Raw genomic sequence first — 12,686 nt, 5'->3', positions numbered from 1 at the left:
TAGCTCAGTTGGTAGAGCGCAACCTTGCCAAGGTTGAGGTCGAGAGTTCGAGACTCTTCTGCCGCTCCAGGAATGGCAGCTCCAGGAATGGCAGTTCCAGGAATCAGGAATGGCAGCTTCATGAATACCCGCTCCAGGAATACCGCAGTGCCCGCAGTGCCCGCAGTGCCGCAGTGCCGGCCCGGCAATGCAAAAAAATTGCGGCAGTAGCTCAGTTGGTAGAGCGCAACCTTGCCAAGGTTGAGGTCGAGAGTTCGAGACTCTTCTGCCGCTCCAGAAAAAAAAGGGAAGGCCGGGAGGCTTTCCCTTTTTTCATATTCCATTCTGTTGCAGGCCTCCGCCATCCCCATTGGCAGGCCTCCGCCATCCCCATTGGCAGGAAAAACCTGAGCATCCCGGAGTCCCGGAACACCTACCTGCGCACCCATCTGCGCACCCATCCGCGCTTGCGGGGGAAAGCTCGAGGCCAGGGGGAATGCCGTGGGAAAAACGGGGAGTCAAGGCGACCCCACTTGTTCCGATACGGAAAAATCAGGGAAGCCGGGGCGACAAAAGCCACGTCGTAGCGCGGTTTCCGGATAAGAAGATAGGAGACAAGCAGGGAAAGTTCGGTGGTGCCCGGGACGGGACTTGAACCCGTAAGGCCTGCGCCGGCGGATTTTAAGTCCGCTATGTCTACCAGTTTCATCACCCGGGCGGGGAGGCCGCATTGTACCGTGGCCTTCCGGGAACCGGAAATCACGCCATCGGGCTGGCAGGGGTAGAATGCGCGCCGACAACCGCTGCCCCGGGCGGTACCCTTGTGAGCCCATGCCCAACCTTCGAGCCTCCTTGCCCCGGTTTCGCAAGCGCTTCCTGCTGCTGCATCTGCTGGCCTGCCTCGCTTTGGCGCTGCTGCTCCTGTTGCAGATCCGTCCTGTCATGTTGCCGGATCTGCAGTTGGCGGCAGGGGAAAAACTCGACTGCGTCTCCTATAGCCCTTTTCGCCGGCCTGGACAAACTCCGCTCGATCCGGCGGTATACATTCCCCGGCAGCAGATCGAGGCTGACTTGGCGAGCCTTGTGCCGCTGACACGCTGTGTGCGTATTTATGCGGTTAACCAGGGGCTGGAACAGGTGCCGGATGTGGCCAGGGCGCTTGGGTTGAAAGTTCTGCTGGGGGCCTGGGTGGGTTACCAGCCGGAATCCAACCGCCAGGAACTGGAAACCGCCATTGACCTGGCCAACCGTTACCCGGACGTGGTGCGTGGCTTGATCGTGGGTAATGAGGTCATGCTGCGCCGCGAACAATCGGAAGCCGCGCTGAAAGCCCTGCTGGATGAGGCTCGCCGCCGTGTCCAGGTGCCGGTCTCCTATGCCGATGTCTGGGAATTCTGGTTGCGTCATCCGGGCCTGGCCAAAAGTGTTGATTTCATCACCCTGCACATTCTGCCGTACTGGGAGGATGAGCCGGTGGCGGTAGAACAGGCCATTCCCCATGTTGCTGCAATTCATGACCGGATACGCGAGCATTTCGGGAAACCCGTTCTCATCGGCGAGACGGGCTGGCCAAGCCGGGGTCGGCAACGGAATGCGGCCCGTCCGGGGCGCGTGGCGCAGGCGCGCTATATTCGCAGTTTTGTCCATGAAGCCCATGTCCGGGGTTGGAACTACAACCTGATTGAAGCCATCGATCAACCCTGGAAGCGCCGGCTGGAAGGCACTGTCGGCGGCTACTGGGGCATCCTGGACGTTGATTTGCAAGCCAAATTCCCTTTTCAGGGGGCGGTCTCCGAGCGCCAGTCCCTGCAGGCGCCACTATTTTCCAGTCTTTGCGGCCTGCTGGGGGGTCTCGGGCTGGCGTGCCTGGGCGGGAGAAAGCGTCCCGTCAGCCGGCCAGCCGCCGCCATCGCTGGGGCCTGGTTGGGGGGCATGCTGTTCATGGCCTGGGAGCATGGGCGGGTCGCCTATCGTGATGCCTGGGAATGGGGGGTGTCGGGAGGCGTGGTCTGGCTGGGCATGATATGGGTGCTCGGGTACATGCTTCCCGGTTCCTGCGGCCGTTCCCGGATCTCCGTCCGGCAAACGGGAAGCTGGCGGAGCAAGGGGCTGCGGGGCGTACGCCTGGGGCTGCTGTTTGCCGCGGCGACGGTCGCTATCCTGCTGTTTGCGGATCCTCGTTATCGGGATTTCCCTTTTGCGCTTTACCTTTTACCCTTGCCCACCTTGCTGGCCATCGCGCGCTTCCAGGTCGAGGATGGGCTGGAAGAGGGCGTGCTGGCCGCCGTGCTGGTGGCTTGTGGTCTGGCTCGCTGGCTCCTGGAGCCCGGCAATCCTGAAGCTCAGGGCTGGGCCGCACTCTGTCTGCTGCTGGGCATGCCTGTCCTGGCCAATATCAGCAGGGAAAGCAGGGCTGCCGGGGCTGAAAGATCGAAGCAGTAGAGTACCAGCCCCATGAGTCCGCCGCACCAGGCCAGCCAGGCCAAAGGACGCAGCCGGGGCAGCAAGGCCAGACAGGCCGTCCCCAGGCTCAGATAACCGAGCCGGTTGTGGGTGAAAATTTCGATGACCCATTGCCGCAGGCTACAACGAATATCCTCCACCTGGGCGCAAGCCGTTCCCAACCCCTCCCGTTCCACCAGGCCATAGCGAAGCCCAAGGGCAAGTCCAAGGATGAGGACGCCGGCGCCGGCAAGTTTGACGAAAACGGGGGCGATGGTCATGAAGGCATCCGGGTAGCCAGGGGGTTGTCACATTATATTGGCCAGGCGGGCTGTCCGCTCTCCTTGCGGGGTCCCGCGGCCCCCTTCGACTGGCGCAATATTGGCGCAATAACCGTTTGATCAATAAACTTTTTTTCTGCTATCATCCCGAGCTTCCCGGGTTGTCCGGGGAAAACGGGGTGCTGGCGGGATCGTCTTTTCCTGCAGTGTTCATCAACTAACCGCTGCTTTGCAGCAAGAATGGCTTTATCCCTCATGGAATCTTTTGCTCAACTATTTGAAGAAAGCCTGGCTCGCCAGGAAATGCGTCAAGGCGAAGTCATCACCGCCGAGGTGGTGCGCGTCGACCAGAACTTTGTCGTGGTCAACGCCGGCCTGAAATCCGAGTCTTACATCCCCGTTGAAGAATTCCTCAACGATCAGGGCGAAGTGGAAGCCGCCGTCGGCGACTTCGTTCAGGTCGCCATCGAAATGCTGGAAGACGGCTATGGTGAGACCCGTCTGTCCCGCGATCGCGCCAAGCGCATCGCCTCCTGGAACTTCCTGGAGCAGGCCCTGAATGACAACTCCCTGGTCACCGGCACCATCACCGGCAAGGTCAAGGGCGGCCTGACCGTGATGACCAACGGCGTGCGCGCCTTTTTGCCCGGTTCCCTGGTGGACATGCGTCCGATCAAGGACACCACCCCCTACGAAGGCAAGACCCTCGAATTCAAGGTCATCAAGCTCGACCGCAAGCGCAACAACGTGGTGGTGTCCCGCCGTGCCGTGCTGGAGGCTTCCGCGGGTGAAGAGCGCGAAAAGCTGCTCGAAAATCTGAAGGAAGGCACCATCGTCAAGGGCATCGTCAAGAACATCACCGACTACGGCGCCTTCGTCGACCTGGGCGGTATCGACGGTCTGCTGCACATCACCGACCTGGCCTGGCGTCGTGTGCGTCACCCCAGCGAAGTGCTGGCCGTGGGCGACGAGCTGGAAGCCAAAGTGCTCAAGTTCGACGCCGAGAAGAATCGCGTTTCCCTGGGCCTCAAGCAACTGGGCGAGGATCCCTGGGTGGGCATTGCCCGCCGTTACCCCGCCGGCACCCGCCTGTTCGGCAAGGTCACCAACCTGACCGACTACGGCGCCTTCGTGGAGATCGAACAAGGCATCGAGGGTCTGGTCCACGTTTCCGAAATGGACTGGACCAACAAGAACGTCCATCCTTCCAAGGTCGTGCAGCTGGGTGACGAAGTCGAAGTCATGATCCTGGAAATCGACGAAGACCGCCGTCGTATCTCCCTGGGCATGAAGCAGTGTCAGGCCAATCCCTGGGAAGAGTTCTGCCAGAACTACAAAAAGGGCGACAAGGTTTCCGGCGCCATCAAGTCCATCACCGATTTCGGCATTTTCATCGGCCTGCCCGGCGGCATCGACGGCCTGGTGCATCTGTCCGACCTGTCCTGGAATGCCACCGGCGAAGAAGCGATCCGCAACTTCAAGAAGGGCGACGAAGTGGAAGCTCTGGTGCTGGCCATCGACGTGGAGAAGGAGCGCATCTCCCTGGGCATCAAGCAGATGGAAGGTGATCCCTACACCAACTACATCGCCACCCACGAGAAGAACACCATCGCCCGCGGCACCGTCAAGTCCGTGGATGCCAAGGGTGCCGTGATTGCACTCGACGGCGAAGTGGAAGGCTACCTGCGCGCTTCTGATTTCTCCCGTGACCGCATCGACGACCTGTCTCAGGTGCTGAAGGTGGGCGATACGGTGGAGGCCATGGTGACCAACGTGGATCGCAAGACCCGTTCCATCAATCTGTCCGTCAAGGCCAAGGATCAGGCTGAGCAGGCGGAAGCCATGCAGAAGTTCAGTGTCGATTCCGCCGCATCCGCTGGCACGACCAACCTGGGCGCCTTGCTGAAGGCCAAGCTGAACCAGCAGGGTTGAGATTTGTTCAGCATGACCAAATCCGAATTGATTGACCGGCTGACGGCTCGTTTCCCCCAGTTGGTGGCGAAGGATGCGGATTTTGCGGTCAAGATGATTCTTGATGCGATGTCCGCCGCCCTGGCGGCCGGGGATCGCATCGAAATCCGCGGATTCGGCAGCTTTGCTCTCAACTATCGCCCACCCAGAATGGGGCGTAATCCAAAATCTGGAGAGAAAGTTCAGGTTCCGGAGAAATGGGTGCCTCATTTCAAGGCGGGTAAGGAATTGCGCGAGCGGGTGGATAATCGGCCACGATAACCAGCCACGATAACCAGCCACGATAACCAAGCAACGATAACCCGCCACGCCAGACCGTGAGCTGTGGTAGATTTCGGGGCGGCAACGCAAGTTGCCGCCTTTTTTCCTGTGCCCGGGCTTTTTCCCAGTTCCCTCGTTCACCATGCGCATCCTGACCTGGCTCATTCGTCTGTCGCTGTTCATCTTCATGTTCGTCTTCGCGCTGAAGAACACAGCGGAGGTCCGTTTACAGTTTTTCTTTGGGCAGGTCTGGCAATTGCCCCTGGTACTGCTGCTGCTCGGTTTCTTTGCGGCGGGCATCTTGTTGGGGATACTTGCGGTGGTCGGGGCGCTGTTCAAGGAGCGCCGGGTTTCTGCCGCACTGCGCCGGGATCTGGAGCGGCTGTCTGCCACGGCGGCCCCCAAGCTTCCTTCGGAGACCTGATGGAACTGGAGTACTGGCAACTCCTGCTGTTGCCATTCTTTTTTGGTTTGGGCTGGATGGCTGCCCGGGTGGATATCCGCCAAGTGGTGCAGGAATCCCGGGTCTTGCCCCGCTCCTACTTTCAAGGTTTGAATTTTCTCCTCAATGAGCAGCCGGACAAGGCGATCGATGCTTTTCTGGAGGTTGCCAAGGGCGATTCCCAAACGGCGGAACTGCATTTTGCGCTGGGCGGGCTGTTCCGTCGCCGGGGTGAAACGGAGCGGGCCATCCGCATGCACCAGAGTCTCATGGAGCGGGATGACCTGGGGGAGGATGTGCGCCTGCAGGCCCTTTCCGAGTTGGGCCAGGATTATCTCAAGGCCGGTTTGCTCGACCGGGCCGAAGAGGTTTTCGTCAAGCTGCGGGACTCCACCCTGAAGGATGAGGCCCAGCACTATTTGCTGGAAATCTATCAGGTGGAAAAGGACTGGCAAAAGGCCATCGATGTGGCGGGAAGCCTGCCGGATCTTTACTCTGGCAAGGAAATCGCCCATTTTCATTGTGAGCTCGCCACCGGGGAATTGATGCGTTCCCGCTTCGAGGCGGTGGAGCAGCATCTGGGCGAAGCCCTCCAAAGACATCGCAAGTGTGTGCGGGCCAGCCTGCTGCAGGGGGATATGGCGCTACAGCAGAACCGCCCGGAGGCGGCCATCGAGGCTTGGCAGCGTATCGAACAGCAGGACCCGGCCTATCTCTCCCTGGTGGCTCAGCGCCTGCTGGAGGCCTACCGGCGTCTGGGCCAGGCCGAGCAAGGCCTGGCCTTGCTGCGCGCCTATCTGGAGCACTATCCCTCCCTGGATCTGCTCGATAGCGTGTATCAGCTTGAACTCGAAGGAGGGGGCAGCGCAGCCGCCTACAAGCTGGTGCGCACCGAGTTGCTGCGCAATCCTTCCTTGTTGGGACTGGAAAAGCTGATCGGGGCACGCTTGCCTCTGGTGGCCCCGGAAACCCGGGGTGATCTGGAGATGGCACGTTCCATCGTGCAGGGTTACACCCGTCGGCTGGCCCGCTATCGGTGCGATAATTGCGGCTTCCGCGCCCGCCAGTTCTACTGGCGTTGCCCCGCCTGTGGTGGCTGGGAAACCTACCCCCCGCGCCGGGCTGAAGAATTCGATTCATCACTTTAGGATAATCAATGAAAGTAACCGTGGTTGGGACCGGGTATGTGGGCCTGGTCAGCGGCACCTGCCTGGCGGAGGTGGGTAATGATGTGTTGTGTCTGGACGTGGATCCAGACAAGATCCGCATTCTGGAAGCGGGTGGGCTGCCCATTTTCGAACCGGGCCTGCAGGAAATGGTGCGCCGCAATGTGGCGGCTGGCCGCCTGCACTTCACCACGGACGTGGACAAGGCCGTGGATTTCGGCACCATCCAGTTCATCGCGGTCGGCACTCCCCCCGATGAGGACGGCTCCGCCGACCTGCAATATGTGCTGGCCGCCGCCCGCAACATCGGCAAGCACATGACCGACTACAAGGTGATCGTCGATAAATCCACCGTGCCCGTGGGCACCGCCGACAAGGTGAACGCCACCGTGGCCGCCGAACTGCAAAAGCGCGGAGTGGAGATTCCCTACGCCGTGGTCTCCAACCCGGAATTCCTCAAGGAAGGTGCCGCCGTCGAGGACTTCATGCGCCCCGACCGCATTGTCGTCGGTGTCGAGGATGACCGGGCCATCCACCTGATGCGCGCCCTCTATGCGCCTTTCCAGCGCAACCATGAGCGCCTGATCGTCATGGACGTGAAGAGCGCCGAACTGACCAAGTATGCCGCCAACGCCATGTTGGCCACCCGTATCAGCTTCATGAACGAGCTGGCCAATCTGGCGGAAAAGCTGGGGGCCGACATCGAGGCCGTGCGCCAGGGGATCGGGTCCGATCCCCGCATTGGCTATCACTTCCTCTATCCCGGTTGCGGCTACGGGGGCTCCTGCTTTCCCAAGGACGTCAAGGCATTGATCCAGACCGCCAAGGACGACGCCGGCATGACCCTGCAGGTGCTGACCGCCGTGGAAGCCGCCAACGAGTACCAGAAACATGTGCTCACCGCCAAGATCAAAGCCCGCTTCGGCGAAGAGCTGAAGGGCCGTCGCTTCGCCCTCTGGGGCCTGGCCTTCAAGCCCAACACCGACGACATGCGCGAGGCCCCGAGCCGGGAACTGATTGCCGACCTGTTTGCAGCCGGCGCCACGGTATGTGCCTATGACCCGGTCGCCATGCCCGAAACCCGGCGCATTTTCGGCGACGATCCCCGCATCACCTATGCCGGGAACCCCATGGATGCACTCGAAAACGTGGATGCCCTGGTGATCGTCACCGAGTGGAAGGAATTTCGCAGCCCCGATTTCGACGCCATCAAGGCCAAGCTCAAGACGCCCGTGCTCTTCGATGGCCGTAACCTCTATGATCCCGGGCTGGTGCGGGACAGCGGCCTGGAATACGAGCCCATCGGGCGGCCATGATGGAACTCGAACGGCTGGAACAGGCGCGCCTGCTGGTAGTTGGCGACGTGATGCTGGACCGTTACTGGTTTGGCGAGGTGAGCCGTATTTCTCCCGAGGCGCCGGTGCCGGTAGTCAAGGTGGAGCGCCAGGAAGAGCGGCTGGGCGGGGCAGCCAATGTCGCCCGTAATATTGTCTCCCTGGGCGCGCGCTGTTCCCTGTTGTCCGTGGTGGGTCCCGATGAGGCGGGGCGCTGCCTGCAGCGTTTGCTGGAGGAGGGGGGCATCGATTCGGGCCTGCAGGTGGACGAGGGCATCGACACCACGGTCAAGCTCAGGGTCATCGGCCGTCAGCAGCAATTGCTGCGCATCGACTTCGAAACCACGCCTTCGCACGAGGTGCTGCGCGCCAAACTGGAGGACTTCCAGCGTCGCCTGAGGGATTGCGATGTGGTGGTATTGTCCGATTATGGCAAGGGCGGGCTGACCCACATCGATGAAATGATCCGCCTGGCCCGGGCGGCCGGGAAACCGGTGCTGGTCGACCCCAAGGGCGATGATTTTTCCAAATACGCGGGAGCGACGCTGATGACCCCCAACCGGGGGGAGCTGCAGGCCGTGGTGGGGCGCTGGCGCTCCGAAGCCGAGCTCGAAAAGAAGGCCCGCGGTCTGCGCGACGAGCTAGGGCTGGAAGCCCTCCTGGTCACCCGCAGCGAGGAAGGCATGAGCCTCTTTGCCGACGGCGAGACCCTGCATGAATCCGCCGTGGCCCGGGAAGTGTTTGATGTTTCCGGTGCCGGTGACACGGTGATTGCCACCCTCGCCGTGATGCGGGCCGCCGGCGCACCTTGGGACGAGGCCATCCATGTCGCCAATGTGGCGGCGGGCATCGTCGTAGGCAAACTGGGCACCGCCGTGGTGACCCGCCAGGAACTGCAGACTGCTTTGAATTGAGGAAGGAAGACCATGTATACCATCGTCACCGGTGCGGCCGGATTTATCGGTTCCAACATCGTCAAGGCGTTGAACGAACGGGGTGTGACCCGCATCATTGCCGTCGACAACATGTCCAAGGCCAGCAAGTTTCAGAATCTGGTGGATTGCGAAATTGCCGACTACCTGGACAAGGAAGACTTCATCCAGCGCCTCCAGCACGGCCATTTCGATGGTGAGGTGGAGACTCTCTTTCATGAGGGCGCCTGCTCCGACACCATGGAGACCGACGGTCGCTACATGATGGAGAACAACTACCGTTACTCCATGATCCTGCTCGACTGGTGCCTGGAGCAGGAGGTGCCCTTCCTCTATGCGTCTTCCGCCGCCATCTACGGGGGCAGCAGCGTGTTCAAGGAGGAGCGCCCATACGAGCTGCCCCTCAACGTCTATGGCTATTCCAAGTTCCTGTTTGACCAGATCGTGCGCCAGCGCCTGCCTGAAACCTCCTCCCAGGTGGTGGGCTTGCGCTATTTCAACGTCTATGGCCCCCGGGAAAATCACAAGGGGCGCATGGCGTCCGTGGCCTGGCACCATTTCCACCAGTTCAAGAACGAAGGCAAGGTGAAGTTGTTCGAGGGCTCGCACGGCTATCCCGATGGCGGCCAGCAGCGGGATTTCGTCTATGTCGGCGATGTGGCCAAGGTCAATCTGTTCTTCCTGGACAACCCGGACAAGTCCGGCATCTTCAACCTGGGGACGGGCCGGGCCCAGAGTTTCAATGACGTGGCGCGAGCAGTGGTCAATAATTGCCGGATGCTGGAAGGTGAAGGGGTTCTGAGCCTGGAGGAAATCAAGGGCAGGGGCCTGCTCGAATACACGGCCTTCCCGGATGCCCTGAAGGGCAAGTACCAGGCCTTCACCCAGGCCGATCTGACGCGTCTCAGAGGCGCCGGTTATGTGGCTCCGTTTGCCACGGTGGAAGAGGGCGTGGCCCAGTACATAGCTTGGCTGTCGCGTTCATGAAGCCCGTGTTCAAGACCCTCGACGATTTCGTCGGCAACACGCCTCTGGTACAGCTGCAGCGTCTGCCGGGCTTGGAGAATGCCCGCCGCCACAACGTCATCCTCCTCAAGCTCGAGGGCAACAACCCGGCGGGTTCCGTGAAGGACCGGCCGGCCCTGTCCATGATCCGCCATGCCGAAGCCCGGGGAGACATCAAGCCCGGCGATACCCTGATCGAGGCGACTTCCGGCAATACCGGCATAGCGCTGGCCATGGTGGCGGCCCTGCGCGGCTACCGGATGATTCTGGTGATGCCGGAAAACCAGAGCGTCGAACGGCGCCAGTCCATGCGCGCCTATGGGGCCGAACTGGTGCTGACGCCCCGTGAAGGCGGCATGGAACTGGCTCGGGATGTGGCGGAAAAGATGCGGGCCGAAGGCAAGGGCATCATCCTCGACCAGTTTGCCAACCCGGACAATCCGCTCGCCCACATCGAAGGCACCGGGCCGGAAATCTGGCGCGACACGGCTGGCAGCATCACTCATTTCGTCTCCAGCATGGGGACGACCGGCACCCTCATGGGCACCTCCCGCTACCTCAAGGGCCAGAACCCGGCGATCCGGGTGATTGGCTGCCAGCCGGAAGAGGGCAGCCAGATCCCCGGCATCCGCAAGTGGCCCGAAGCCTATCTACCCAGAATCTATGACCGTCAGTGGGTGGATCAGCTCGAATCCATCGCCCAGACCGATGCGGAAGAAATGACCCGGCGCCTGGCGCGGGAAGAGGGTATTTTCGCCGGCATCTCCTCGGGCGGTGCCCTGGCCGTGGCCCTGCGCCTTGCCGACCGGCTCGAAAACGCCGTGATCGTCTCCATCGTCTGCGACCGGGGCGACCGTTATCTCTCCACTGGCGTGTTCCCCGCCTGAAACGCCTGGCCCATGGCATCTGGTTGTGGCTGGCCGGCGGCATTCTGCTGGCCGGGGCGGCCTATGGCGAGAATCCGGAGCCGCTCGATCTACAACTGCAACTGGCGCGGCTGGAACACCCTTTTGTCGTGATCGAGGCCCTGCAACTGCAGGTGCACGAAGGCCAGGGGGAACTGCAGATCGGAAGCCTGGCCCTGCTGGGGCAGCGCTGGAACCGGGTACGACTCCAGTGTGGCCAGCTGGATCTGACCCCGGGGCGCTGGCGCTGCCATCAGGGCCGTCTGCAACTGCCCGGGCAGGCGGCAATTGCACTGGAACTGGAGCAGCAAGGGGGCGACTGGTGGCTGCGGCTGCAACCGGGAGCGGATGAGATGTGGCGGTTCCGGTATCAGGCCAATGGCCGTACCCAGCTCAGCCTGCACAATGCCAGCCCCCGGCTGCTGACCACCTTGCTGCCGTCCTGGCGCGCCAAGGCGCTGCAGGGGCGGTTGAACGGGGAGCTGGAAGGGGATGCGCATCGATTCAAGGCACGATTGAGCCTGAGCCAGGCGGGCTATTCCAGTCCCGATGGCCGCCAGGCAGCAGAAGCCTTGCAGTTGCAATTCGAGATTCAGGGGCGGCGCCAGGCCCAGGTCTGGCAAGTGCAAGGGTCGGCCCGCTGGTCTGCCGGCCTGCTCTATCAGGAGCCCGTGTTGCTCGAGGCGGACAACCAGCGCCTGCGCTTTGCGGGCCGGGTGGATGGACGCGGCTGGAAACTCGATGAGGCTGTGCTCGACTGGCCGCGTCTGGGCGAAATCGAGGCCCAGGGCCAGGGTAGCTGGCAGGCGCTTGAAGCTGGGCAGTTACGCCTGCCCGACCTCGATCTGCAGACCTTGGGAGAAGTCCTGCTGCGGCCCTGGCTGGAGAGCCGCGGCCTGCCGCGCATGGCCCTCTCCGGTCGGGGCGGCGCCGCCCTGAAATGGCAGGGCAGTGGCCTGCAGCAGATCAGCCTGGAGCCCCGAGGGGCGGGCCTGGTCCTCGACAGTGGGCGGCTGGCCCTGGAAGGGCTCTCCGGACGGCTGGAGTGGCAGCGGGATCAGGTCCGGGAAGGGGAGTTGCGCCTGGAACGCCTGGCGCTGGGGCGGCTGGAAACGGGGGCCTTTCGCGTGCCACTGCGGCTTCAGGGGCGCGAGCTTGCCTTGCGCCAGGCGCTTCACATTCCCCTGCTCGAGACTCAGGTGGTTGTCGACCATTTCAAGTTCACCTATCTGCCCGGACCCGGAGATTGGCAGGGCCGGCTGGGGCTTTCCGTGCAGCCCCTCGCCCTGGAGGCCCTGACCCGGGCCCTGGATCTGCCGACCATGACGGGGCGTCTCTCGGCCAATCTACCGGCCATCCACTATGCCCGGGGTGAGGCCAGCCTGGAGGGAGACCTGGTGATTCAGGTCTTTGATGGCAACCTGAGCTGTACCGAGCTGCGCCTGATCGACCCCTTTGGCCCCATGCCGCGCATCCTGGCGGATGTAACCGCACGCCATCTGGACCTGGGACAGATGACCCAGACCTTCTCCTTCGGCCAGATGACGGGCTTCATCGACGCCGACCTGCGCCAGCTGGAAATCGCCCAGTGGCGGCCGCTGGCCTTTGATGCCCGGATTGTCAGCAGTCCCGGCAGTTATCCCCGGCGCATCAGCCAGAAGGCGGTGGAGAACATCACGGCGCTGGGCGGAGGCGGGGCCATGGCGGCGGTGCAGGGTAGTTTCCTGCGCTTCTTTCAGGACTTCGGCTACCGTCGCATCGGTCTTTCCTGCCGTCTGGAAAATGGCGTCTGCCACATGGGGGGGATCGCGGGCGAGGATCGCAACGGAGGGTATGCCATTGTCGAAGGGGGCGGCATCCCGGCCCTGACCGTCATCGGGTACAATCGAAACGTCGATTGGAATGAGTTGGTCAGCCGCCTCCAGGCGGCCATCCGTTCCTCCGCACCTCCCGTCATCAAATGAGGCC

General features: G+C 62.2%; 11 protein-coding genes and 2 tRNA genes. 11 read left to right on the top strand and 2 right to left on the bottom strand.

The features are described 5' to 3' along the window. Positions 1-200: 200 nt before the first annotated feature. Positions 201-276: transfer RNA gene (locus tag WBH99_RS04030), tRNA-Gly, on the top strand. Positions 277-612: 336 nt separating this feature from the next. Here WBH99_RS04030 and WBH99_RS04025 read toward each other — a convergent pair. Next, positions 613-697: transfer RNA gene (locus WBH99_RS04025), tRNA-Leu, on the bottom strand. A 113-nt stretch (positions 698-810) separates the two neighbouring features. On the opposite strand from WBH99_RS04025, the gene WBH99_RS04020 reads away from it, so the two are divergent. Then, positions 811-2,421 (top strand): beta-1,6-glucan synthase, encoded by a 1,611-nt coding sequence (locus WBH99_RS04020; RefSeq protein WP_424218830.1) that lies wholly within the window; start codon positions 811-813, stop codon positions 2,419-2,421. On the opposite strand, the gene WBH99_RS04015 is transcribed toward WBH99_RS04020, so the two are convergent. Then, positions 2,322-2,702, bottom strand: a complete 381-nt coding sequence (locus tag WBH99_RS04015) for a hypothetical protein (protein ID WP_424218829.1) — start codon at positions 2,700-2,702, stop codon at positions 2,322-2,324. The two genes, WBH99_RS04020 and WBH99_RS04015, sit on opposite strands and share 100 nt — an antisense overlap. Positions 2,703-2,942: 240 nt before the next feature. Here WBH99_RS04015 and rpsA point away from each other — a divergent pair, with 240 nt between their 5' ends. From rpsA to WBH99_RS03970, 9 genes are all read left to right on the top strand, one after another. Then, positions 2,943-4,634: a 30S ribosomal protein S1 gene (gene rpsA / locus WBH99_RS04010; protein WP_424218828.1), complete on the top strand. Its 1,692-nt coding sequence runs from the start codon at positions 2,943-2,945 to the stop codon at positions 4,632-4,634. Positions 4,635-4,646: 12 nt separating this feature from the next. After that, complete coding sequence (locus tag WBH99_RS04005) at positions 4,647-4,934, top strand: integration host factor subunit beta (RefSeq protein WP_424218827.1); 288 nt, start codon at positions 4,647-4,649, stop codon at positions 4,932-4,934. Between the two features lie 142 nt (positions 4,935-5,076). Next, positions 5,077-5,358 (top strand): LapA family protein, encoded by a 282-nt coding sequence (locus tag WBH99_RS04000; protein ID WP_424218826.1) that lies wholly within the window; start codon positions 5,077-5,079, stop codon positions 5,356-5,358. Beyond that, positions 5,358-6,524 carry a lipopolysaccharide assembly protein LapB gene (gene lapB, locus WBH99_RS03995; RefSeq protein ID WP_424218825.1) on the top strand — a complete coding sequence of 389 codons (1,167 nt, stop codon included), beginning with the start codon at positions 5,358-5,360 and terminating at the stop codon, positions 6,522-6,524. The genes WBH99_RS04000 and lapB overlap by 1 nt, the downstream gene beginning before the upstream one ends. 8 nt (positions 6,525-6,532) lie before the next feature. Then, complete coding sequence (locus tag WBH99_RS03990) at positions 6,533-7,858, top strand: UDP-glucose dehydrogenase family protein (RefSeq protein ID WP_424218824.1); 1,326 nt, start codon at positions 6,533-6,535, stop codon at positions 7,856-7,858. Next, positions 7,858-8,790 (top strand): D-glycero-beta-D-manno-heptose-7-phosphate kinase, encoded by a 933-nt coding sequence (gene rfaE1 / locus WBH99_RS03985; protein WP_424218831.1) that lies wholly within the window; start codon positions 7,858-7,860, stop codon positions 8,788-8,790. The genes WBH99_RS03990 and rfaE1 overlap by 1 nt, the downstream gene beginning before the upstream one ends. Positions 8,791-8,802: 12 nt before the next feature. Beyond that, entirely contained in the window at positions 8,803-9,795 is a 993-nt protein-coding gene (gene rfaD / locus WBH99_RS03980; RefSeq protein WP_424218823.1) for an ADP-glyceromanno-heptose 6-epimerase, read from the top strand. Further along, on the top strand, positions 9,792-10,700 hold the full coding sequence (gene cysM / locus WBH99_RS03975) for a cysteine synthase CysM (RefSeq protein ID WP_424218822.1): 909 nt from the start codon (positions 9,792-9,794) through the stop codon (positions 10,698-10,700). The genes rfaD and cysM overlap by 4 nt, the downstream gene beginning before the upstream one ends. Positions 10,701-10,723: 23 nt before the next feature. Continuing rightward, a complete protein-coding gene (locus WBH99_RS03970) occupies positions 10,724-12,682 on the top strand; it encodes a hypothetical protein (protein WP_424218821.1) in 1,959 nt (652 codons plus the stop codon). The last annotated feature ends 4 nt before the right edge of the window (positions 12,683-12,686 follow it).

It is taken from the genome of Azovibrio sp., from assembly GCF_049658005.1.
Lineage (GTDB): Bacteria > Pseudomonadota > Gammaproteobacteria > Burkholderiales > Rhodocyclaceae > Azovibrio.
This window is presented reverse-complemented; position numbering and strand designations above follow the sequence as displayed.

What these genes read in the sequence shown, in the direction of transcription:
- WBH99_RS04020 (WP_424218830.1), top strand. Translation starts at nt 811, where the DNA reads ATGCCCAACCTTCGAGCCTCCTTGCCCCGGTTTCGCAAGCGCTTCCTG.
- WBH99_RS04015 (WP_424218829.1), bottom strand. Translation starts at nt 2,702, where the DNA reads ATGACCATCGCCCCCGTTTTCGTCAAACTTGCCGGCGCCGGCGTCCTC.
- rpsA (WP_424218828.1), top strand. Translation starts at nt 2,943, where the DNA reads ATGGCTTTATCCCTCATGGAATCTTTTGCTCAACTATTTGAAGAAAGC.
- WBH99_RS04005 (WP_424218827.1), top strand. Translation starts at nt 4,647, where the DNA reads ATGACCAAATCCGAATTGATTGACCGGCTGACGGCTCGTTTCCCCCAG.
- WBH99_RS04000 (WP_424218826.1), top strand. Translation starts at nt 5,077, where the DNA reads ATGCGCATCCTGACCTGGCTCATTCGTCTGTCGCTGTTCATCTTCATG.
- lapB (WP_424218825.1), top strand. Translation starts at nt 5,358, where the DNA reads ATGGAACTGGAGTACTGGCAACTCCTGCTGTTGCCATTCTTTTTTGGT.
- WBH99_RS03990 (WP_424218824.1), top strand. Translation starts at nt 6,533, where the DNA reads ATGAAAGTAACCGTGGTTGGGACCGGGTATGTGGGCCTGGTCAGCGGC.
- rfaE1 (WP_424218831.1), top strand. Translation starts at nt 7,858, where the DNA reads ATGGAACTCGAACGGCTGGAACAGGCGCGCCTGCTGGTAGTTGGCGAC.
- rfaD (WP_424218823.1), top strand. Translation starts at nt 8,803, where the DNA reads ATGTATACCATCGTCACCGGTGCGGCCGGATTTATCGGTTCCAACATC.
- cysM (WP_424218822.1), top strand. Translation starts at nt 9,792, where the DNA reads ATGAAGCCCGTGTTCAAGACCCTCGACGATTTCGTCGGCAACACGCCT.